We start from the raw sequence: 20,144 nt of genomic DNA, 5'->3' as shown, positions 1-20,144 counted from the left end.
ACGAATCGCAGTCGGACTCATCGAGCCGGACCACGTCATCTGCGGAGTGCGCCTCGGCTTGTGCGTTGAGGCAGGACATTGAGGATTCTCCAGTCCTCACTGCGGGCCGGATCACGAGACCAGCGGCTCAGCGTGCCGCTCGCCACGGGCAGGCGCGAGGACTGGAGGCCGGCGTCGGCGGCGCCCGCCACGATGGCGGCGCTGCCCGCTTCGAGCTGAGCGGAGGCCGCCGTCCGGCCACCCAGCGGCAGGCCCCTGGGGGAGCCCGGGACTGCGGTCGCCATTTCTCGAAGCGCCGCGGAGACCTCGATGCCGAGTTCACGTCGCAGGATGTCTTGGCATACCGTGATCTGCCGCAGGGCCGCGGTTCGGTTCCCCGCCGCCGCAAGGGCCCGGACCAGCAACTCGTGATTGCCTTCGTCGAGCGGGTTGCAGGCCACCGCACGCGAGGCGTACGCGATCGCCTCGCATGGCAGGCCGGCTGCCAGCAGGGCGACCGCCGCGTGGCGCAGCCGTGCCTCCAGCGTGGCCGAGACGCGGTGCCGCTCCACCAGCAGCCACGACTCGAATTCTGGGCTTGAGGCCAAGCTGACGCCTTCGAGCAGCTCGCCACCGAGGTCCAGGAGCGCGGCGGGGGCGGTGTGCTTGTCGGTGAGCCGGCGGACATCGACCACGACATCCTCATCGAGCGTTGTGATCACGGGGTCGCCGTTGAGCATGTCGGGGAGGCCGAACGCCCGGCGTAGCTCGGCGAGCGTCCATCGCAGCGCTCCCAGCGGGTCGTTGGCGTCCCCGAAGAGCAGTTCGGCAAGGCGCTTGCGGCTGGGTGGCCGCTCCGCCAGCAGCAGGTAGCTGAGCAGCGCCCATGCCTTGCGGCCCCTGGGCGGACGGACCGGCCGGCCGTCCCGGACGATGGCCGGTGGTCCCAGCAGCCGGATCGTCAACATGTACCGACCCCCTCAGTGTGATCGGCGTCCGACCATCTGGACGGACCCCGGCCGATCGATGCCCCGAGCGGCGGCCCACCATCGGCGTCCAGGGTGGAGAAGAGGGGGGTGGTGTCGACGCCGTCGCGCATCCGCTCGTTGACGGTGGCGGTCATTGCTTTAGTTGCCTTTCGGTGTGGTGGCGCGGGCGTGCGGGCTTGCCGAGGCGCGCGATGAAAGTGCGGTCAGGCGCGAGCGAAGTCCCGATCGCCTGGAACGGGCGGGCGGCCATTTCCGCCGCCTCGACCTCGATGGTCATGCTGAGCTGCTTCCGCGGTTCGACGAACTTCGGTATGGCGGATAGCCGGCCGGCGACCACGACGACGTCGTGGTGGCTTTCAATAGGCACTGGGTGAGCTCCAGGACTGCTGGTCAGAAAGGGCTGCTGGTCAGAGAGGAGGAGATCAGGCATGTGAATGGTCGGAGTGGCATGCGCGTAGCTTCGGTGAAGCTCCGTTTTGGGACCGCACGTGCGAAACAATCTGTCAGAGCGACCAGATGGTTCCCGTACCGAGATAGGTCACGATTTCCTTCAGTGGGAGCCGTTCACAGGGAACGATAAATCCACTGCCAGTCGTGACAAATGGGGGGATCTACCTAAATTCTGGCTTCCCCGTCCCTCAGGCTAATGCGGTGCGCGGCGGCTGCCAGGCCGCGGTCAATGAACGGCCCGAACGTTGCCGGTAGAGGGTGAGGCGTTCACGGCTTCTCCTCGCCGGTCATCCGCCGCTTCGATCGGGTTCACGGCTTCCGCGAGACCATGCGGCAGGCGTGCACGGACGACGACCGGCCGGTACGCGGGCAGGCGTTCACGCGGGCAGGCGTGGCGGTTCTTTCGCCGCGACCGGCGTGACGAGGCCGGTCTCGTAGGCCGTGACCACGGCCTGGACGCGGTCACGGAGGCCTAGTTTGCCCAGAATGTGGCCGACGTGAGTCTTGATCGTGTGCTCGGACAGGACCAGCTCGGCGGCGATGGCCGCGTTCGTGAGCCCTCTCGCGACCAAAGTGAGGACCTCCGTCTCACGCGGGGTGAGCTCCGCCAGCCGTTCCGGGCGGATCGGCGGCGTCGTGCGGTCGGCGCGGAGAAAGTCCGCTATCAGCCGCTTCGTCACGCCCGGGGCCAGCAGAGAGTCCCCCGCCGCGACCACGCGCACGGCGTTGACCAACTCGCCGGCAGTGGCGTCCTTCAGCAGGAACCCGCTCGCCCCCGCCCGAAGCGCCTGGTAGACGTACTTGTCCAGATCGAAGGTGGTCAACACCAGCACCCTGAGCGGCCGCTTGTCATACGACGGCTCGGCACCCACCACGTGCCGGAACGGCACTGCCAGGCGCCGGTCCGGTTCGACCTGGTCCGCGGTCGGCCGTGGTGGCGGCGGCAGTTGTTCGGATGACGGCGCGAGCAGGCGGCGGGTCGCCTCCAGGCCGTCCAGTTTGGGCATGCGGATGTCCATCATCACCACGTCGGGCCGCTCGCCCCGCAGGCTCAGCTCGGCGATCTTCGCCAGCGCCTCCGCGCCGTCCCCGGCCGTCCCCACCACCGAGAGATCCGGCTGCGCGTCCAGCAGGAACGTGAACCCCTCGCGCACCATGGCCTGGTCGTCCACGACGAACACCCGCGTCACCACGACGTGCCACCTCGCTCGCCCGTGAGCGGCACCGCGACGCCGACGGTGAACCCGCCGTCGGGCCGCGGCCCCGCGCGTAACTCGCCGCTCACGATGGCCGTTCGCTCCCGCATGCCCGCCAGGCCGTGACCAGGCCTTGCCGCCTCCTCCCGTAGGGCCACCAGGTCGCGGCCCGGCCCCGCCGTCCGGGCGGGACGGGGCGGCGGGTCGTTGTCCACCTCGACGCGCACCTGGTCATCCGAGTACCGCAGCTCCACCCGGACGGGCGCGCCGGGGGCGTGGCGACGTGCGTTGGTCAGGGCCTCCTGCGCCACCCGGTAGAGGACCAGGCCGACCGTGGACGGCACCGTCCGAGGGGCGCCGCACACGGTCAGCGTCACGGGCGCGCTGGAGGAACCGGCCTCGGCGACCAGGTCCTCGATGTCGGCCAGGCCCGGCTGCGGCGCGAGCTCCACCTCGTCGTCGTCCCGGCGCAGCACGCCGAGGAGCCTGCGGGTGTCGTTGAGCGCCTGGCGGGTGGCGTCGCCCACCGCGGCCAGTTCGGCGCGCACCGGATCGTCCTGCGGGGCCTGCCGCAGCGCCGCCAGCCGGTACGGCGCGGTCTCCGTCCGCACGGCGATGAGGGACAGATGGTGGGCTATGACGTCGTGCAGTTCGCCGACGATGCGGGCCCGCTCCTCCAGGACAGCCCGCCTGACCTGCTCCTCGGCCACCGACCGGCTCACCGTGTCGAGCCGCTGCTCGATGCGGTCCTGTCGCCCGACGCCGAGGCCGGCCAGCGTCGCCGCGCCCACCGCCAGGACCCCCGCCGCAGCGGCCCCGGACAGCGGCCCAGCCCCGGCCACCAGCCCGGCCGGGAGGACCAGGACGAGGCTCAACCCGGCGATGGCCATGTCACACGGCAGCGGGGCGCGCGCGACCGCCATCATCACGACCGGGAGGTATAGCAGCATTCCGGGTGTCCAGGGCGAACCGATGGGGTACCCGGCGTCCCCGTGCGCGAGCATCGCCGCGACGGCCATGGTCAGCACGGTGCCCGCCACGGTGAGCCGCCAGGCCGTCAGCGGCAGGCGCCGCATGAGCAGGACAGGGACCATGTGCAGCAGGATGACGACCGGGACGAGCGCGCCGCCCCGGTCGGGGAGCCAGCCGTTGCCGATCTCCCCGCTGAACAGAGCCGCCACCGCCACCACGAGCAGCACCCGCTGCGCGTACCGCCTGCGTCCGGTGCCCCACGCGGACGGCGGCAGGTCGCGGTCGCGCCCGGATACCAGGACGTACCAGACCGCCCGCGAGACCCGGGCGGTGAACCCGCCGACACCGGCCCGGGCGGTGAATCCGCCGGCATCGCCCTGGGGCATAAATCCACTGACACCGGCCTGGGTGGTGAAACCATCGACACCGACCTCTGGGGCCAACGCGCCGACACCGGACTGTGGGGCGACCCCACCGAGCCCATCCCCGGCCGCCGTGCTTTTCATATCGGCCCACGCTATTCGACCCGAAGGCCCTCCACATCGCTCTACGGAGTGATCCTGGGCATCACCGCGAGGTCGCGGATTCGCCTTCTGGCGGGAGGAAAGGGCCAGTCCGGAAATCGACCGGCGTACCGACGCGAACCAGCGGCCGTACCGTCCAGCCTGGGCACATGAACACCACCGAACCGCCCTCCTCAGCCACCGCGAGCCAGGCACCCGAAACCGCCCCCGCGCGGGAGACCACTCCCGCGCCCGAGACCGCGGTGGCCGAGATTGAGGGGGCCACTGTGATTCCGATCGGGAGGACCGTCGCCGGAACCGTGACGGCCAAGCCCTCGGCAGGAACCGCGTCCGCCACCCCTGCCACTGGAAGTGGCCCGACCGAGCCTGCGGCCGGAAACGGACCCGCCAGGCTCGCGGCCGGGACTACGATCAACTGCCCGACCGGGACCGCCGGTCGGACCCCGACCGTCAACTGGACTCCGTTCGTCGGCCCGACCGCGACCTCCGACCCGACTTCGATCACGGGCCGGACCCGGATCGCTGGCCCGACCCAGATCGCCGAACCCGCTGTCGGGGACCGGCTCGCACGGATGCTCGCCCGTGCTGGAGGGCTGTGGCTCGCGTGCGGGGTCGGTACCGCCGTCGCCAGCGAGCTGGGCCGCAGAGGCGGAATCGACCTGATCCGTCCCACGTTCAGCGAGCTGATCTTCACGAACCCCGGCACTCGCCTCGTCGGTCTCAGCATGGTGTCGCTCGCCTTCGCGGCCGTCTGCGTCGCCTTGGCGCTGGACGGCCTGCGGGCCCCAGTGGACCGCCTGACCTGGACGCTCGTCGGGGGATGGAGCGGCACCCTGATCGTGGCCGCGATCTTCCCGATGACGTCCGCCGGAGCCCCGCCCGCATGGCACGACTCGCTGCACCGCTACGCCGCGCTGGCCGGGCTTCTCTGTCTCCCCTTGGCGGGGCTGCGGCTGGCCCGCCGTTCCAAGGCCGATCCCCGCAGGTTGCCCGCGATGCCGCTGGTCCGGCTGCTCTGCGTGGCGAGCATGCTCGGCGTCGCCGCCTTCCTGGCCACGTTCGTTCCCGTGGGCCACCCGCTGTGGCTGCTCGGCGCGCGTCAGTACAGCGGCGTCACCGAGCGCGTGGCTCTGGTCGCCGACGTCGCGCTGCTCGCCACCCTGATGGCGGCGGCGCTACGTACGTCCGCTCGGTCCCGGCGCGGTTGACCCAGCTGGCGGGCCGCCGTCCGTCACGGCAGGAAGCACCTGCCGGGGTCGCGGACGACGCGGCCGTCGCTGGTCAGGCGCTTTGCGCGATCCGGCACTGTGAGTGATCGACCCAGGTCAGTGCTGGGCGATGTGCGGAAAACGGGGCTAGGTGGGGTCTGCGGTAGGGGTGGGGCGTCGTGCCGCCGGCGTTATGCCCGGCACCCTCCGAGGAGTCGATGCCGTACGGTGACGCAGTCATGGTCGCGGTGCGTCCGCTCCACCGAGGGGGATCCCGTCACCGAGCCTGAGCTGGAGCGGCATGGTGAGTCTCGCCGTGTTCTGGGCCACCGGAAACCCCTCCACGCTCCACGTTATGCTCGCCGTGCAGTCGCCCGCGCGCAGGCTCATCAAGCGACCGTTGCGAATGCTCGCCTGGAGCAGGACGATGTCGAACTCCAGGTCGATGCCGAAGTCGACGCGGGCCACGTGCTGGCCCTCGACGTACACGTCGACGTAGGGGGCGTGCTTCGACGTGATCGTGTGTCCGGCCAGCCGCACCATTTCAGTGCTTCCGGGTTGTTCGACGCTCCTGCGTGCGGCCAGCCGCAGTTCCCGGTACCGCTGCCAGCCGCCGAGCAGTACCGCACCCAGGTCGATGCCGCGTAGCAGTTCGCCGCCCGCTTCGGCGACCCTGCCGTTGAGCGCGTCGCGGAAGACCGAGCCCGCCCGCTGGGCGCCGTCCTCGACCCGCTCGAGCGTGCGGCGCGCGTCGAGGACCCGCGACAGCTCCGCCGCCGCGTTCCTCGGGTCCGCGAAGAGCAGGAGATCAGCGGTGCCCGGCTCGGTTTCGATGTGAACTGTCACGATATGACCTCTCTCAGTTCCTGGCGGCCGGGGTCCGCGAACAGCTCCACCCGAATGTCCGGCACCGGGGCGGACGGGGCCGCGCCCGGCGGGGGAGAGCCGGTCAGGCGGATCTCCAGGCGCGGGGCGGGATCGGGGTGCGGATCGCAGTGGATCGACGGCACCTGCTGGGGCTGGGTTTGGGATGGGAACTGGGGATACGGCTTGGTTTGGGACGGGGACTGGAACTGGGCCTGGTGCGGGTCGCTCGTTGGCACGGGACGGCGGGCCCGCAGGGTCCGGGCGACGAGGACGAGGGCGAGGGCCAGTCCCACGAGAATGACCCCTATGAGCACTATGGGGACCAGCGGCGAAGAGGAGCCACTGTCGGTCACCCCAGGGCCCGTTTCGCCCCCGTCTCCACCGCCGCCCGGGTTCGGCGGCGGCTCCGTCACCGCCTCCCGTAGTGACACCGTCACGGTCGCGCCCTCGGGGACCTGGCTACCGGCCGCGGGATCCTGACTGCCGATCTTTCCCGTCTCGGGCGAATCGGGATCCACGCGGAGCACCAGGCCGACCTCCGAGAGCCGCCGCCTGGCCGCTGCCGGGCCGAGTCCGATCAGCGGCGGCACGGTCACCTGGGGCGACTTGACGGGTGCAGGAGTGGTGATCTCGGGCGAGGGCGGATTCGGGGAGACCAGGTCTAATCGCACGGTCGTGCCGAAGCTCACCAGTCGGCCCGCGGGCGGATCCTGTCCGGCGACCTTCCAGTCGGCGCTCGCGCTCGCCGGCTGCGGGTCCTTGCCCAGGCCGGCGGCGTCGAGGTCGGTTTCGGCGCGGGCGCGGGAAAGGCCTTGCACATCGGGGACTTTCGGGCCGACCTCGAGGATGACCGTGTAGACCACGTCGTCCGGGATGTTGCCGTTGATGCCCTGGGCCGCCGAGCAGTTCTCCACCACGTAGTCGATGACGTAGGACGTCGAGGTCGGCAGGAGGGTCTCGGGAATCACCTGGACGTCGATGTCCGCGCCCGGCACGCTCAGAAGCGTGTCTCTCGCCACCTGGAGCTCCTGACCCCGTACGTCGGGTGGCTCACAGCCGCCGGGCACGATCGGCGTGGGGGACGGTGACACCGGGCTTAGGAACACGGCCAATGACACGGCGAGTGTCGAGAGGTGGCGGAACATCGGCTACTCCGCGGGGGATCCGGTCATGACGCCCTGAACACGGCTGGTGCTTGGCATTTGATTCACTCCCCTTGAACGAGGTCACTTACCCAGGGCGATGATGAGGAAGAAGAGCACGATCAGCACGACCCCCGCCACGACCGCCCACTTCACTTTTCCTGCCGAACCTGTCGAGGTGACCGGCACCGAAGGCGTGGCCGGCCCTGGAGGCGTGGCAGTGATCGGGGCCGGTGTCACGGCCGACTCGCCCGTGGGCCAGGGCTTCTTGATGAAGCCGTCCACGTTGACGTAGAGCCGCTCCCCGATGACCATCCTCGGCCACACCGCAGCCGCCTCTCGGAGTCGCTCCCGCACACCGGGCGGCGGCAGGGTACGGCTGCACTCGATGAGCGTGTCGGCGAGGGCCGACGGCATGACCCTCCGCAGGACCGCCGGATCCGGCTGCCAGGTTTCGACCGTCTCCTGGACGCAGCGCACCACCGCCCAGGCGAACTTGTAGTAGTCCGAGGTCACGTCGAAGGGCACCCCACGCTGCTCCACCGGAAGCTTCCACTGCTCCGGGTCGACGGGAGGCATCGCGCCCTCGCCCAGGAGGGGCACGCAGGAGTCGCAGTCGAGGAGGTACGCCTTGGGACGCGGATCGATCGTGAAGACGGCGTTGCGCAATTGCAGATCTCCCACCGCGTACCCGTGCTGGTGCAGCCAGGTGACGGTGTCCAGCAGCTCACCGAGCACGGCCAGCTTGTACGGCGGCTCGTAGTACGCCTTCTTCACCTCGTACCGTTGCGCGATCCGCCTCGCACGGTCCGGGCTCCGGGTGAGCTCGTCGAGGTGACGCGGGGTCTCGGTCGTCTCGCCCAAGCGGGAGGTCCGCTGTTCGAACATCGACCCTTCGGCGAGCCTGATCAGTATGCCCTCGGCCCTGGCGGGCGTGCCCACGGCGGCGATCGGCCAGGCGCACCTCTCGTCCAGCACCGCACGCTCCTCGTCCGGGAGCTCTCTGCGCCAGCGGATCATGGAGTGCAGCGCGGTGACGCGCACCTCGTCGGCGGTCTCGGACTTGTACCTCTTGAACAGGTAGGTGCGCTGGTCGGGGGCGACGCAGAGTCGCAGCCCGTCCGTCTGCCCTCCGTCACGGAGCACCGGCCCCTCCCCGGTGAACGTCAGCTCGCCGATACGGACGATCATCGGAAGATCCGTCATGGTACGGCCGTATCGTGGCGCCCGGCCCAGATCGCGACCACCGTCCGGTCGTCGTCGAAGGTGGAGAGGCGGAAGTCGACCTCCCGGACGAAGTCCACCAGGCTCGGCGGCGTGCGCCATGTCTGGGACAGCCGCTGGGTCAGCGGGGTCCGGCCGCCCGCGACGCCCGCGGCGAAGCCGTCGCTGCTGAGCACCAGCAGGTCACCCGCGCGCCACGAGAACACCTGGACCTGGATGTCGGCGAGGTCGCCCGGGATCGCCGCCGTCACGTTGTCGCCGCCTCCTCCCCCGCCCGCCAACGCCTGCCACTGGCCGCCGGTGACGAGGATGGCCGGGGAGTCGCCGACGGCGGCGCACACGGCTTGCCCCTCTCCCTCCGAAGGGAGGACGGCCACGGTCAGAGTGGTCCCGGGACGTGCGGAAGGGACGCGTTCGGTATTCGTGCCAGGCCGCGGCGCGCCCAGGGACTCGGTGGTCCGCCTGACCGTGTCGGACACGTAGACGAACACCGATTTCCAGTCCCAGCTCTGCGGGCGTTCACCGGACCGCAGCGCGGAGTCGATGCCGTCCAGCGCGGCCCTGACAGCGACCGTGGACGCGATCTCCGCGTGGCGCGCGCTGCCCAGGCCGTCGGCCACGACGGCGATGACCCACCGCTCGTCGCTGCTGAGCCGCACGCCGTATGCGTCCTGCCGGGTCTCGCCGCGGAAGCTGTGCGTGCGGCCCCGTACCGTGGCGGCGCGTACTGTCGTGCCCTTGACCAGGCCTCCGTCGAGCGCAAGCCCGGCATCGGCCGAGGTGGTGCTCCAGGGCAGGTGCACGGCGATCCGCCTGGGCTCGGGGCCGACGACCACGCGGGTGTCCTGCGTGGCAGCGGACTGCGGCGCATCGGGTGTCGCCACGTCCGGCTGCCTCCCCTCACGCACGGCGGTCGTCGCGGGACGCCAGCCGAGGCGGTAGAGCGCGGTGAACGCCACCGCCCCGCCCAGCAACAGGGCCAGGATCATCTGTGCCAGAGGGAACCCGGACGACGTCGGCACGTTGTCGCCCGCCCAGTCCCTCGCCACGTCGGCCGGCCTCTTCCCGTTGTTCTTCACCTCGGTGAGCAGACGGTCGACGACCTGCGGGGTGAGCGCGTCCGTCACCTCCTGGAGCACCCGCTCGGCCTCCGGTTCCGCCTTGGCGACCTGGTCGCCGGCGAACACGCTCAGCGTCCGGGGGGGCAGGATATTGTCCGGGTCTTCGAGCGGGACGAGGTTCCCCTTCTTCGAGCCGGCCGGGACGATCGCGCCTCCCATGAAACCGGACCGTGTCAGGGCGGCGTCGAAGGCGGCCTGGTCGGCCTGATCGCTGACGGCGAGTCCCCGGTCGGTCAGCGCCCGGTTGAACACGCCGAACTCTGGCGGGACCAGGACAGTGACGCGGGCCGTTTCGTTCTGGTACTTCTGCGCGAATTCGGCGATCGTCCGGACGCCCCGCTGCAGCGAGGGGGACACGGCGAGCACCGCGCGGCTCTGGATCGCCGTCCTGCTCACGAGTGTGTGCCCGGGGAGGGCGGTGGGGAGTCGCCGGTCGTCCGGCGTCGCCGGCCCCGGCGACGCGGCCGCGAGCACGTCGAGATCGTAGTCGACGGCGACCCGTGCGTCGTCCGGCTGCTTCGCGTAGTCCGCGACCTCGGCCACCTTCTTGGCAACGCCGTCGACGCCGGCCCGGTCGAGCGCGGCGGCGTAGATCTCGGCGACGAGCTGCTCACGCTCTCCCGCCCGCGCGTTGACGATGATCTGCCGCCCCGAGTCGCCGGACCCGCTGCAGCCCGCGACGGCGAACCCGATGACGAGGGCGGCGACCGCGCTGGTACGGACCCGGCCCGGCGGGCCCATCAGGAGCCTCCGCACGAGAGCCGGCGCATGCCGGCCGGAATCGGGATCACGAAGTCGGAACTCCTGATCGAGCTGCCGATGCTGTCCTGGACCGCCTGGGCTATCGCCGCCACCACCTTGACCGCCTGGATCGACTCGTCCGCGACGTACGCCAACGGGTTGTTCCGGAAGGATGTCGCCACCTGGCAGAGGGTCTGCTCGGTGACCTGGCCGAAGCCCATCGCCGTGATGTGCGGGCGGTGCGGGAACGCGGGGTCGGTCAGCCTGGCACGGGCGGGCAGCCAGACCTCGGCAGGCTGGCGGCCATTTCCGACGAAGGGCTCGCCGTCGGTGATGAAGAAGACCACCGGGGTCTTGAGCTGGTACTGCCCGGCCAAGCGGGCGCAGTCGGTCTGGATGAGGTGCCGCAGGGCCAGGAACACCTGCTCGTAATTGGTCTGACCACCCTTCGGCAGCGCGGGGATGTTGCTCGCGTCACAGGGCCGGGTGAGCGGGAGCACCACGTCGGCCCTGTCATGGAAGGCAACGATGGACACGTGCGCGGCCTCGCTCACCCCCGGATCACCGGCCTCGAGCTGAAAGAGCAGCTCCCCGACACAGTTGGAAAGGATGTCGAACGGAGTCTGCCTGCCGCCCTCGCGGGGGGCGTGCATCGAGTGGGACACGTCGCACGTGATGTAGAAGGGAAATGCCCTCGGAAGGGCAAATGCCCTCGGATGGGCATAATTGTAGACAGGCTCCGGAGAATGCGACACGGTGACTACTCTCCTCAAGATCGCTGACGCGGACGGCCCGAGGCGCGCGATACGGGCCCCCAGAGCGGGCCCCCTCACCCATTAGATACGCCGTGACGGCCCCGGTATTACTCATTTTCGGGAATTCATGGCCGCGGCACGGTGACAGACTCTGACAACGCCGGTCTGAAAATTACTCAAGTTGAGGTCAGGTGGCGATGGCAGGGGTGGGGAAGGCGAACATGTCGATGCCGTTCTTGATCAGGAAGAAGTGGACCATCGCGGTGTTGAACTCCGGTCGGCGGCCCGCGGGGACGCTGACGGCGTCGATGCCGTAGCACATTAGATGTCCCTTCATCATGATGCCGCCACTGTGAAATGAAGCCTCTAACTCGCTTCAAGTCGATGACCCGGCCACGTGGTGGAGCTGCACCTGGCCGACGGTGCGAAATTGCGACCTAGAGCGTGTCTGATAAATGATCAACGTGGGTGCGGTTAGATGATCCCTCGTGGTGAGCGTGGTGAGCTGACTGATAAGGCCTGGCAGCGGATCGAGCCGCTGTTGTACAGAGCTGAAATGCGAGTGCAGGTTCGCAGCCGTCACAGGACGGATACGCCGTCGCCGTACGGCGCGAACCTCGCGGCGGTTCTGCTCGCCCTGGCGGCGGCCGCCGCGCACCTGTCATGGCGAAACAGGCGAGGCCCGGGGCCCGTCGCGTCAGCGCGCGTTCGTGAGGGTGCGGGACAGCCAGCGGCGCGCGACCGCGTAGGCCAGGGGGAGGGGGACGGTGCCGGCGCCCAGGCCGACGTCGACCAGGAGGTCGAAGACCTCGCGGCGGCGGGCGGCGGTGGCGATGGCGGCGTCGATGAACCCGGGGGACTGCGCGGCGCGTGACAGCAGGTCGGTGGTGCGCAGGTGGCGTCCGAGGGCGGCTCGCAGGCCACGCCGGTACGCGCGGAGCGGGTCCCCGGGCGCGGTGACGGCCGCCTCGCCCGCCAGCCGTCCGGACAGCAGCGCGTAGTAGATGCCCTCACCGGTGAGCGGGTTTATCAGGCCCGCGGCGTCGCCGGCGAGCAGCACGCGGCCCGCGCCCGGCCTCGGCCGCCCGGGGGACAGGGGCAGGTGGTGGGCGCGCAGGTCGCGGGCGGGCAGGTGGGGGAGCAGCTCGGCCAGGCGGCCGTGCAGCACCTGGCGGCCGGGCAGGCCGGTGGCGCGCAGCCGGGGCAGCAGCATGCCGAACCCGACGTTGGCCGTCCCGTCGCCGACCGGGAACGACCAGGCGTACGCGGGCCAGCCGTCCCGCTGCATCGCGATGAACTGCACGTCGTCGTCGGCGGGCACGTCGGCGTACCCGCGTACCGCGATCGCGGTGTGCCGCTCCGGGCTCGGCGGCAGGCCGGCGAGGCGACGGACGACGGAGTTCGCGCCGTCGGCCCCGATGACCACCCGGGCGGCGAGCCCGCTGAAACCGTCCCCGAGGCCAGGGGAACCGCGGCCGTCCTTGGCGGCCGGCGCGTCGTCCGCGGGGCGGGGGCCGTCGGCGGCCGGTGTGCCGTCCAGCACGACGCGGTCGCCTTGGACGTGCAGCGCTCGGACGTTGTGCCTGCGCACCACCACCCCGCGCTCGCGTGCGGCCTCGACCAGGCGGGCGTCGAAGACCATGCGGGGGACGACCCAGTTGGGCCGGGTCACGGTGGCGTGGACGCGCGCACCGCCGGGGGAGATGACCTCCAGGTGCCGGGCCGGGCGGTGGTCGTCGATGAGGTCGGGGACGCCGAGCAGCGCCAGCTCGTCCCGGCCGTGGGCCGCGATGCCGTCGCCGCAGGCCTTGTCGCGGGGGAAGTCCGCCTTGTCCAGCAGGAGCACCCGCGCGTCCGGCCGGAGCCGCTTGGCGCGCAGGGCGGCCGCGGACCCCGCGGGACCGCCTCCGACGATGATCAGATCCCAGACGTCGTCCACGCGGCCCAGCCTCCCACGCCGCGGCCCATCGGGAACGCGCCGCGTGGCGAAGATCACCTCCGCGAACCGGGGAGGTGGGCCGCCGGGTGGGAGAGGGAGTTGTGGGCACGTCGTGGCCGGGTAGGGCGTCAGAGGACGGGGTTTTCCCAGGCCAGGGCATTGGCCGGGCAGGATGTCGCGGAGGGGGAGCGCATGGACGACCGGAGCGGGGCGCCCGTGCCGGAGGAGATCGGCGCCGAGGAGTGCATGACGCTGATCTCCCCAGGAGGCGTCGGCCGGGTGGGCTTCTGCACGTCGGCGGGGCCGCTGGTGCTCCCCGTCAACTACACGACGCACCAGGGCGGCGTGCTGTTCCGCACCGCGTTCGGCGGCCCGATGGACGAACAGCTCGACACCGGGGTCCGGGGCGTCGAGTTCAAGGTCGCCTTCCAGGTGGACCGGATCGACACGTCGACCCGGGAGGGGTGGAGCGTCCTCGTCCAGGGGGGCGCGCACCGGATCGCCGGCGAGGACGAGCTCACGGCCGCCAAGGCCGCCGCCGTCGAACCGTGGGCGGGCGGCGAGCGGCGGCTGTACATCCGGATCGACCCCGTGCAGATCACCGGCCGCCGCATCCGCAACCCCTGAGTCGAACTCACCGAGCGCGGCCGCACCGGACTGCGCGCGGGCGGTGGGGGCGTCGCGGGGACCCGGCACCGGTCGAGGGTGGCGTCAGGGCGGGACATGGGCGCGTGCCTGTGGGGAACGGGCCATTCCCTCGCGTTCCCGCCGGTGCCGGGGGCGAACGGGCCGGGGCCTGCTCGCAGCGTGTCGCATCGGGCCCCGTCGTGGCAATGAGCGGGCGCGATCGCGCCGACCCTCAGGCCGGTTCGGTATGACGGTCATCCACCGCAAGGTCCAATTCGAATGGAAGGCGGCCTCTCGTCGCGTCTTCGCCCGAACCCGGCGGCCATGGCCAGGATGGGATGGACGGAAGTCGTCGCGGGCCGCGACTTTCGTCCACGGCGCCGCCACCGGAACGCGACGACGGTCACCGCGCGAGATCCCCGAGCCCGATCCGCGCCCGGCCCGCGGTTCCTAGCGTCGGAGCATGCGCAGACGTGGTGTTCGGCGCGGTCGCGGTCGTGATCCTCCTGGCGGCGTGGCTCCGGCTCCGAGCCCGTTTCTCGCGGTGGTGAAGAGAGGGTCAGCGTGATGGGGAGACGAACTCGGGCTGGTCGAGCAGGCGCAGCCAGCTCCCGTCCGGCTGACGCCGAACGACCTGCGCCCGGGCACCGGCCCCGGCAGTCCCGGCCGGACACCCCTTGGCGAAACAGCGGCGGGTCATGCTGCGTGACCTGGGCGCCTACCCGATCGTGTGCATGCCACCCGGCACCGGCCTTCGCACGGTATTCGACCAGGCATGCACCGCACAGAGCCTCCAACCCGTGATCGCGCTACAGGCCAGCGCCGCGGATGCCATCGCCGACCTCGCCGCCCGGGGGCTCGCCGTCGCCATCCTCAGTGACTCGATGGCGGCGCACTATAGCGACCGGCTCACCGCTCGCACCATCGACGACGTCGAAACACCCGTCCTACTCGCCCTGACATGGAAGAGCACACACAGCCCCGCGGTACGTGAGCTGCTCGTGCACAGCCGGCAAGCCTTCGCCTACACCAAGCCCGCTCCTCGCAAGAAACACCCCCACTGAGACTACCGAACCCCACGTCACCGACGCGGCCGAGGCGACCGCCGCGATTCTCGCCGCCCGGCTCTGACGCCGGTGTCACGACGCGGGCGTGCCGTCGCGGAAGGCGGTCAGCAGGCGCCGGGCGTAGTACGACTCCCAGGGCTCTCCCGGCGCCTCCCGGCCGTACGCCTTGTCCAGCCCCACGAACTCGTAGACCAGTTCGCTCGGCACCGGGGTCGTCCCGAGCAGGCTCGGCAGGTCGGACAGCCTGATCAGCCAGTCCGCGTACCAGGACGCCCAGTCGGGATCGACGCCGTCCGTGATCTCGTAGACCCGGTGATGCACCTCCGCCGCCTCGTGCAGCAGGTCCCGGACCTGCCCCACACGCGCGTCCATGTGACACCGCCTCCCCGTGTCACGAACTTCGCATTATGCGCATGACCCTCTAACTCCAGGATCTCACGCCATATCGCCATTACCGACATCGCGGACATGGCTTCCCGACCTCAGTAAGGTGTCGCCGACCACATGGAAGATCGACGACACCGAAAGGGCTGTGGTCACGGCCGTCTTTGCGTCCAGCTTCCAGCCTTTCTCGTACGCCGCGGCGAACTCTTCCCCGCCCAGCGCGGCCTGACCCCGGCGGATGAGCTCGCGGACCTGCGGATCGGTGTGGTCGTGCGCGCCCCGCAGCCGGGCGGCGGCCCCGAGCAGCACGGCCGACTCGTGCTGCCGCCCGCGCGTCTCGGCGAGCGCGGCCGCGTTCACCGTCACCAGCGACAGGATCGGCAGTTCCCGGGTTGCCAGCGCGGCCGCGTACGCCTCCCGCAGCGACTTCTCCACGCCGGGCAGGTCGCCCAGCGCCAGGCAGAGCGCGGCCCGTGCGCTGCAGACCAGCGTCCGGGCGTGGTCCGCGGGGAACGCGGTGTCGCCGAGCAGGCCCCGTTCGGCGTCGTCGAGCAGGTCGGCCGCCCTGTCCAGGTCGCCGAGCCGCACCCGCAAGTCCGCCTCCCGCGCGTCGACCAGAACCAGCATCTCCGCCGAGGACGCGTGCAGCGCCCGCTCCCGGGCGGAGTCGATCATCGCCAGGGCCCGGTCGGTGTCGCCGCGCCGGATGTGCACGTCGATCCAGCGCAGGTCGCTGTAGAGCTGGTCGCCGAGGCTGAGCGAGCCGAACTCGCGCGCCAGCGTCCGGGCCTCGCGCAGGTCGGCCAGCGCGCCGTCGAGGTCGTCGTATCGCCGCAGCCGGGCGCGCATCGGCAGCGTGGCGGCCTGGCCCCAACGGTCACCGACCTGCCGGAAGCAGGCCAGGGCCGCCTTCACGTGAACACGCGTCTGGTCGAGCGCGCCCCCGTTCTCGGCGATCTCGGCCTGGAACATGTGGGCCAGCCCGGACAGCCACACGTCGTCGCCATCGGCCAGGCGCTGGAAGATCGCGAGCGCGGCCTGATCCTCCTGCAGGAAGAGCAGGACCGGGCCGAACACGCGGTAGTGGCTCGGCAGCTCCGGATGCGCGAGCAGCCGCTCGGCCACCTCGCGCATCTCCGCCTGGTCGTCCGCGGCTTCCCCGGCGGTGATCCCCGACAGGATGTCCGCCCGGTTGAGCAGGTAGACGGCTCGGGCGCAGTCGCGCTCGGGCGTCGGCCCGCCGCCGGGCAGCGCCAGGGCCTCGCCCAGCCAGTAGGCGGCGTCGGAGTGGCGGCCGAACATCTGCCAGTACCAGGTCAGGGTCAGGGCGAGGGCGGTCGCGCCGGGAGAGTCGCGGGTGGCGCACAGGTGGCGCAGGGCGGCGAGCGTGTTGTCGTACTCGGCGCTGATGACCTTCATGGCTGTCAGCTGGCCGGCCCCGCGCAGCTGAGAGTCGTGGCGGGCCATCAGCTCGGTGAAGTGGGCGGCGGCCAGGTCGCGGGCCGCGCCGAGGTCGCCGGTGCCGGTCAGGCGGTCGGCGCCGTACTCGCGGACGGTTTCGAGCATCCGGTAGCGGCCGGTGCCGGGCGCGAGCTGCAGCAGTGACCGGTCGACGAGGGTGGCGAGCAGTTCGGGGATTTCGGCGGTGGGCACGGTGGTGCCGGCGCAGACGGCGGTGGCTGAGGCGGGTGTGACGCCGCCGGGCAGGATGGAGATCCGTTCGGCGACGGTGCGTTCGTGCTCGTTGAGCAGCTCCCAGCTCCAGGCGATGACCGCGCGCAGGGTGCGGTGCCGGGGCGGTGCGGTACGGCTGCCGGTGGTGAGCAGCCGGAACCGCTCGGAGAGCCCGTCGGCCAGGTCGGGCAGTGACAGCGTCCGCAACCGGGCGGCGGCCAGCTCGAGGGCCAGCGGCATGCCGTCCAGGCCGTGAACCACGCGCACTATGTCGGGCAGCGTGATCTCATCGACGTCGAAACCGGGTCGCACGGCGGCGGCCCGCTCGGTGAACAGGCGCACCGAGGCCGCCCTTCGGGCCTGTTCGACGCCATCGTCCGGGTCGGGCAGCGCGAGCGGGGCCAGCGGCACGAGCGCCTCGCCGTCGACCGCGAGGGGTTCGCGGCTGGTGGCGAGCACGCGCAGGCCGGGGCAGCGGGGCAGCAGCGCCGCGACCAGGTGGGCCACGGCGTCGATCAGGTGCTCGCAGTTGTCGACCAGCAGCAGGCTCTTCCGGCCGCCGAGCTCGCCGACGAGGACGTCCAGCTCGTCACCTTCGACTCGCTTGCGGGCGTCGAGCATCGCGCCGCCCCGCAGCCCGATCCCGGCGAGCACGGCCGTGGCGATCTTCGCTGGTTCGGTGACCGGCGCGAGGTCGATCAGCCAGGAGCCGTCGGGGTATTCGTGGCGGTGGCGGCGGGCGGCCTCCAACGCGAGCCGGGTCTTCCCGGCGCCGCCGGGGCCGAGGACGGTGACCAGGCGTCCGGTGGTGAGCAGGCTGCCGATGCGAGTGAGGTCGTCGTCGCGGCCGATGAAGCTGGTCAGCGGCGCGGGCAGGTTGGTCGGCCGGATCTGGTCCGGTTCGGTGGCCGCCTGCCACCCGGCATTGCGACCGGTCACAGCCGCGGCGCTCCCGCCCTCGGCGTTCGCGCCCGCCGGGCTCATGCCTGCCGCGCTCGCTTCCGTCACGCTTGTGGCCCGGGCGGTCGCCGCAGTAATCGGAGCCGAGGCCCTCGAATTCACCGCGCTCCCGGCCAAGGCGCTTGAAGCCGCCGGGCTCCTGGCCGGAGCGCCTCCAGGCGAGGCGTCTGGCACCAGGATGGGCTGGTAGGGGCGCAGCAGGCGCAGATGGCGTTCCCACAGGGCGGTGCCCGGGTCGGCGCCGAGCACGTCGGCCAGGGTCTGGCGGACCCTCTCGTAGACGGCCAGCGCCTCGGCCTGACGCCCCTGAGCGGCGAGCGCGTCCATCAGCAGCGCGGCCGCCCGCTCGTGGACCGTGTGCTCGGCCAGCACCCCCGTCAGCCGGGCAGCGGCCACCTCGGCCCGCCCCAGCGACAACTCGGCGTCGGCGAGGTCGGCGACCGCCTCGATCGACACATGTGCCAGCCGTGTCGCGACCGTGGGCGCGACCGCGGCGATGACCGCGGGTTCGGCGCCAGGATGGTCGCCCCACAACGCCACGGCCTCGGCGAGCGCGGCGCCCGCGGCCTCCGGATCACCTGCCCGCAGCCTCTCCCGACCGGCAGCGGTGAGCTGCTCGAAACGCAGCGCGTCCACATCGGCCGCGTCCACCGCCAGCCGGTAGCCGCCCGCGACCCGCACGACCACGCCACGGGCCGCGCCGGTCGGGGCGAGGGCGCGACGCAGCCGCGAGACGAGGGTCTGCAGGGCGGGGGCGGGGCCGGACGGCGGCTCCTCGGCCCAGATCGCGTCGACCAGCACGCCCGGCTCGACCGCGCGGCCACCGGCGAGCGCCAACCGGACGAGCAGCCCCTGCAACCGTGCGCCTGGAACGGGCAGGACGGCGTCACCGCGAGACACCTGGAACGCGCCGAGCAGCGTGATGCGAAGCCGTGCAATCCCGTCCATTTCCCAATCTTCGCGCGCTCACCCGCAAGACCCAAAGCAGGGCAGTCGTGTCAGCGCCGTATTTGCCCCGTGTCAGCGACCCGCCTCAGTCTTCGCATGCCGCAGCACCTTCACGAACAACGGAGGCAACAGATGACCATGACGAACAACGCCGGCAGTTGGGTCCGGAGCTGGGGCGCCTCGCCCCAGGCGGCCCACGATGGGCTCGGCTCGCTGGACGACCACCGGCCCCTCGCCGACGTGACCCTGCGCCAGGTGGTGCGCATCAGCGGCGGCGGGCGCCGGGTGCGCATCCGCTTCACCAACGAGTTCGGGACCGCGCCCTTCACCATCGGCGCGGCGCAGGTGGGCCTCGCGGCGCCCGGCGGCGGGGTTCAGCCGGGCAGCGAGCGCGTGCTGACCTTCTCCGGCGCGTCGGCCGTCACCGTCCCGGCGGGCGCGCCGATCCTCAGCGATCCGGTCGACCTGCCCCTGCCCGCCCTCGCCAAGCTGTCCATCGGCCTCTACCTGCCGGGGCTCGTGGAGACCTGCACCTGCCACGACCCCGCCCTGGAGACCGGCTGGACGATCCCGGGCGACGCCGTTGCCGCCCCCACCCTGCCGGAGAACGCCGAAGTTCTGCCAGTGCGGGCCCTGATCTCCGCTGTCGAGCTGCTCCCCGACGCCCCAGCCAAGGCCATAGTTGTGGTGGGCGACTCCCGCACCGACGGCGCCGGCTCGACCCTGGACGCCAACCACAGCTGGCCGGAGCTGCTGGCCGAGCGTCTCACCGAGCGGGGCGTGGCCACCGGCTACGTCTCCAACCAGGGCATCAGCGGCAACCGGATACTCAACGACGGCATCGGTGTCGCCGCCCTGGCCCGCTTCGACCGTGACGTGATGGCGACGCCCGGCCTCGGCTACGTGGTGCTCTCCGCGGGCGGCAACGACATCGGCATCTCCTTCGCCCCACGGGACGACGATGGTCCCCTGGCGGATTTCCTGAAGATGTTCCCCGGTGCGCCGGTGACGACGGACGATGTCATCGCGGGCTACCGCCAGCTGATCGCCCGGACGCACGAACGCGGCGTGAGGGTCTACGCCACCACGATCGCGCCCTACGAGGGCGCGGAGATCTACACACCGGAGGGCGAGAGCGCACGCCGGACGGTCAACGAATGGATCCGCACCGGCGGCGCCTTCGACGCTGTGCTGGACTTCGACGCCGTCTGGCGCGACCCGGACCGCCCCAGCCGAATCAGGGAGGACTTCCACTGCGGCGACCATCTGCACGGCAACGATGCGGGCTACCAGGCCCTGGCCGACTCCATAGACCTGTCGCTGTTCAGCTGAGTCAGCCGGAATCCAGCCGGCCTGCCGCTGAGAACACCCCGTGTT

Annotated in this window: 17 protein-coding genes; 4 read left to right on the top strand and 13 right to left on the bottom strand. The window is 71.5% G+C overall.

From position 1 onward, the window contains the following. Positions 1 to 35: 35 nt before the first annotated feature. From AB0H21_RS25930 to AB0H21_RS25915, 4 genes are all read right to left on the bottom strand, one after another. A complete protein-coding gene (locus AB0H21_RS25930) occupies positions 36 to 947 on the bottom strand; it encodes a BTAD domain-containing putative transcriptional regulator (RefSeq protein WP_358521192.1) in 912 nt (303 codons plus the stop codon). 151 nt (positions 948 to 1,098) lie between these two features. Next, a complete protein-coding gene (locus AB0H21_RS25925; protein WP_358521190.1) occupies positions 1,099 to 1,335 on the bottom strand; it encodes a hypothetical protein in 237 nt (78 codons plus the stop codon). Between the two features lie 460 nt (positions 1,336 to 1,795). Then, positions 1,796 to 2,611: a response regulator transcription factor gene (locus tag AB0H21_RS25920; RefSeq protein ID WP_358521185.1), complete on the bottom strand. Its 816-nt coding sequence runs from the start codon at positions 2,609 to 2,611 to the stop codon at positions 1,796 to 1,798. After that, the gene (locus tag AB0H21_RS25915) at positions 2,605 to 3,972 is read right to left on the bottom strand and encodes a histidine kinase (protein WP_358521182.1); all 1,368 of its coding nucleotides are present in this window, start codon (positions 3,970 to 3,972) and stop codon (positions 2,605 to 2,607) included. The genes AB0H21_RS25920 and AB0H21_RS25915 overlap by 7 nt, the downstream gene beginning before the upstream one ends. Before the next feature lie 287 nt (positions 3,973 to 4,259). Here AB0H21_RS25915 and AB0H21_RS25910 point away from each other — a divergent pair, with 287 nt between their 5' ends. Then, complete coding sequence (locus AB0H21_RS25910) at positions 4,260 to 5,318, top strand: DUF998 domain-containing protein (protein WP_358521179.1); 1,059 nt, start codon at positions 4,260 to 4,262, stop codon at positions 5,316 to 5,318. 237 nt (positions 5,319 to 5,555) lie between these two features. Here the strand turns inward: AB0H21_RS25910 and AB0H21_RS25905 are convergent, their stop codons facing one another. The 7 genes from AB0H21_RS25905 to AB0H21_RS25875 form a co-directional block, all read right to left on the bottom strand. Then, complete coding sequence (locus AB0H21_RS25905) at positions 5,556 to 6,164, bottom strand: hypothetical protein (RefSeq protein WP_358521176.1); 609 nt, start codon at positions 6,162 to 6,164, stop codon at positions 5,556 to 5,558. Beyond that, positions 6,161 to 7,204: a PASTA domain-containing protein gene (locus tag AB0H21_RS25900; RefSeq protein WP_358521173.1), complete on the bottom strand. Its 1,044-nt coding sequence runs from the start codon at positions 7,202 to 7,204 to the stop codon at positions 6,161 to 6,163. The genes AB0H21_RS25905 and AB0H21_RS25900 overlap by 4 nt, the downstream gene beginning before the upstream one ends. A gap of 207 nt (positions 7,205 to 7,411) precedes the next feature. Then, positions 7,412 to 8,533, bottom strand: a complete 1,122-nt coding sequence (locus tag AB0H21_RS25895) for a hypothetical protein (protein ID WP_358521170.1) — start codon at positions 8,531 to 8,533, stop codon at positions 7,412 to 7,414. Further along, positions 8,530 to 10,413 (bottom strand): protein phosphatase 2C domain-containing protein, encoded by a 1,884-nt coding sequence (locus AB0H21_RS25890; protein WP_358521165.1) that lies wholly within the window; start codon positions 10,411 to 10,413, stop codon positions 8,530 to 8,532. Before AB0H21_RS25890 ends, AB0H21_RS25895 begins: the two co-directional genes overlap by 4 nt. Continuing rightward, positions 10,413 to 11,078: a hypothetical protein gene (locus AB0H21_RS25885; RefSeq protein WP_358521163.1), complete on the bottom strand. Its 666-nt coding sequence runs from the start codon at positions 11,076 to 11,078 to the stop codon at positions 10,413 to 10,415. The genes AB0H21_RS25890 and AB0H21_RS25885 overlap by 1 nt, the downstream gene beginning before the upstream one ends. Positions 11,079 to 11,355: 277 nt before the next feature. Further along, on the bottom strand, positions 11,356 to 11,490 hold the full coding sequence (locus AB0H21_RS25880) for a hypothetical protein (RefSeq protein WP_358521160.1): 135 nt from the start codon (positions 11,488 to 11,490) through the stop codon (positions 11,356 to 11,358). 375 nt (positions 11,491 to 11,865) lie between these two features. After that, on the bottom strand, positions 11,866 to 13,107 hold the full coding sequence (locus tag AB0H21_RS25875; RefSeq protein ID WP_358521157.1) for an NAD(P)/FAD-dependent oxidoreductase: 1,242 nt from the start codon (positions 13,105 to 13,107) through the stop codon (positions 11,866 to 11,868). Positions 13,108 to 13,299: 192 nt separating this feature from the next. Here AB0H21_RS25875 and AB0H21_RS25870 point away from each other — a divergent pair, with 192 nt between their 5' ends. Together AB0H21_RS25870 and AB0H21_RS25865 are read left to right on the top strand one after the other, a co-directional pair. Further along, on the top strand, positions 13,300 to 13,734 hold the full coding sequence (locus AB0H21_RS25870) for a pyridoxamine 5'-phosphate oxidase family protein (RefSeq protein WP_358521155.1): 435 nt from the start codon (positions 13,300 to 13,302) through the stop codon (positions 13,732 to 13,734). A 698-nt stretch (positions 13,735 to 14,432) separates the two neighbouring features. Further along, positions 14,433 to 14,798, top strand: a complete 366-nt coding sequence (locus AB0H21_RS25865; RefSeq protein ID WP_358521152.1) for a LysR substrate-binding domain-containing protein — start codon at positions 14,433 to 14,435, stop codon at positions 14,796 to 14,798. Between the two features lie 75 nt (positions 14,799 to 14,873). Here the strand turns inward: AB0H21_RS25865 and AB0H21_RS25860 are convergent, their stop codons facing one another. Next, positions 14,874 to 15,173 carry a hypothetical protein gene (locus AB0H21_RS25860; RefSeq protein ID WP_358521149.1) on the bottom strand — a complete coding sequence of 100 codons (300 nt, stop codon included), beginning with the start codon at positions 15,171 to 15,173 and terminating at the stop codon, positions 14,874 to 14,876. Positions 15,174 to 15,236: 63 nt separating this feature from the next. Further along, the gene (locus tag AB0H21_RS25855) at positions 15,237 to 18,767 is read right to left on the bottom strand and encodes a BTAD domain-containing putative transcriptional regulator (RefSeq protein WP_358521147.1); all 3,531 of its coding nucleotides are present in this window, start codon (positions 18,765 to 18,767) and stop codon (positions 15,237 to 15,239) included. Between the two features lie 132 nt (positions 18,768 to 18,899). On the opposite strand from AB0H21_RS25855, the gene AB0H21_RS25850 reads away from it, so the two are divergent. Then, positions 18,900 to 20,099 carry a GDSL-type esterase/lipase family protein gene (locus AB0H21_RS25850; protein WP_358521144.1) on the top strand — a complete coding sequence of 400 codons (1,200 nt, stop codon included), beginning with the start codon at positions 18,900 to 18,902 and terminating at the stop codon, positions 20,097 to 20,099. Positions 20,100 to 20,144 lie beyond the last annotated feature (45 nt).

This window comes from Sphaerisporangium sp. NPDC051011 (assembly GCF_040653595.1).
Classification (GTDB): domain Bacteria; phylum Actinomycetota; class Actinomycetes; order Streptosporangiales; family Streptosporangiaceae; genus Sphaerisporangium.
Note: the sequence above shows the minus strand (reverse complement) of the source record. Positions and strands in the feature narration are given on the sequence as shown.

Coding starts and splice junctions, on each gene's coding strand:
- AB0H21_RS25865 (WP_358521152.1), top strand. CDS start 14,433: ATGCTGCGTGACCTGGGCGCCTACCCGATCGTGTGCATGCCACCCGGC.
- AB0H21_RS25860 (WP_358521149.1), bottom strand. CDS start 15,173: ATGGACGCGCGTGTGGGGCAGGTCCGGGACCTGCTGCACGAGGCGGCG.
- AB0H21_RS25915 (WP_358521182.1), bottom strand. CDS start 3,972: ATGCCCCAGGGCGATGCCGGCGGATTCACCGCCCGGGCCGGTGTCGGC.
- AB0H21_RS25850 (WP_358521144.1), top strand. CDS start 18,900: ATGACCATGACGAACAACGCCGGCAGTTGGGTCCGGAGCTGGGGCGCC.
- AB0H21_RS25910 (WP_358521179.1), top strand. CDS start 4,260: ATGAACACCACCGAACCGCCCTCCTCAGCCACCGCGAGCCAGGCACCC.
- AB0H21_RS25870 (WP_358521155.1), top strand. CDS start 13,300: ATGGACGACCGGAGCGGGGCGCCCGTGCCGGAGGAGATCGGCGCCGAG.
- AB0H21_RS25930 (WP_358521192.1), bottom strand. CDS start 947: ATGTTGACGATCCGGCTGCTGGGACCACCGGCCATCGTCCGGGACGGC.
- AB0H21_RS25880 (WP_358521160.1), bottom strand. CDS start 11,490: ATGTGCTACGGCATCGACGCCGTCAGCGTCCCCGCGGGCCGCCGACCG.
- AB0H21_RS25855 (WP_358521147.1), bottom strand. CDS start 18,767: ATGGACGGGATTGCACGGCTTCGCATCACGCTGCTCGGCGCGTTCCAG.
- AB0H21_RS25890 (WP_358521165.1), bottom strand. CDS start 10,413: ATGGGCCCGCCGGGCCGGGTCCGTACCAGCGCGGTCGCCGCCCTCGTC.
- AB0H21_RS25895 (WP_358521170.1), bottom strand. CDS start 8,533: ATGACGGATCTTCCGATGATCGTCCGTATCGGCGAGCTGACGTTCACC.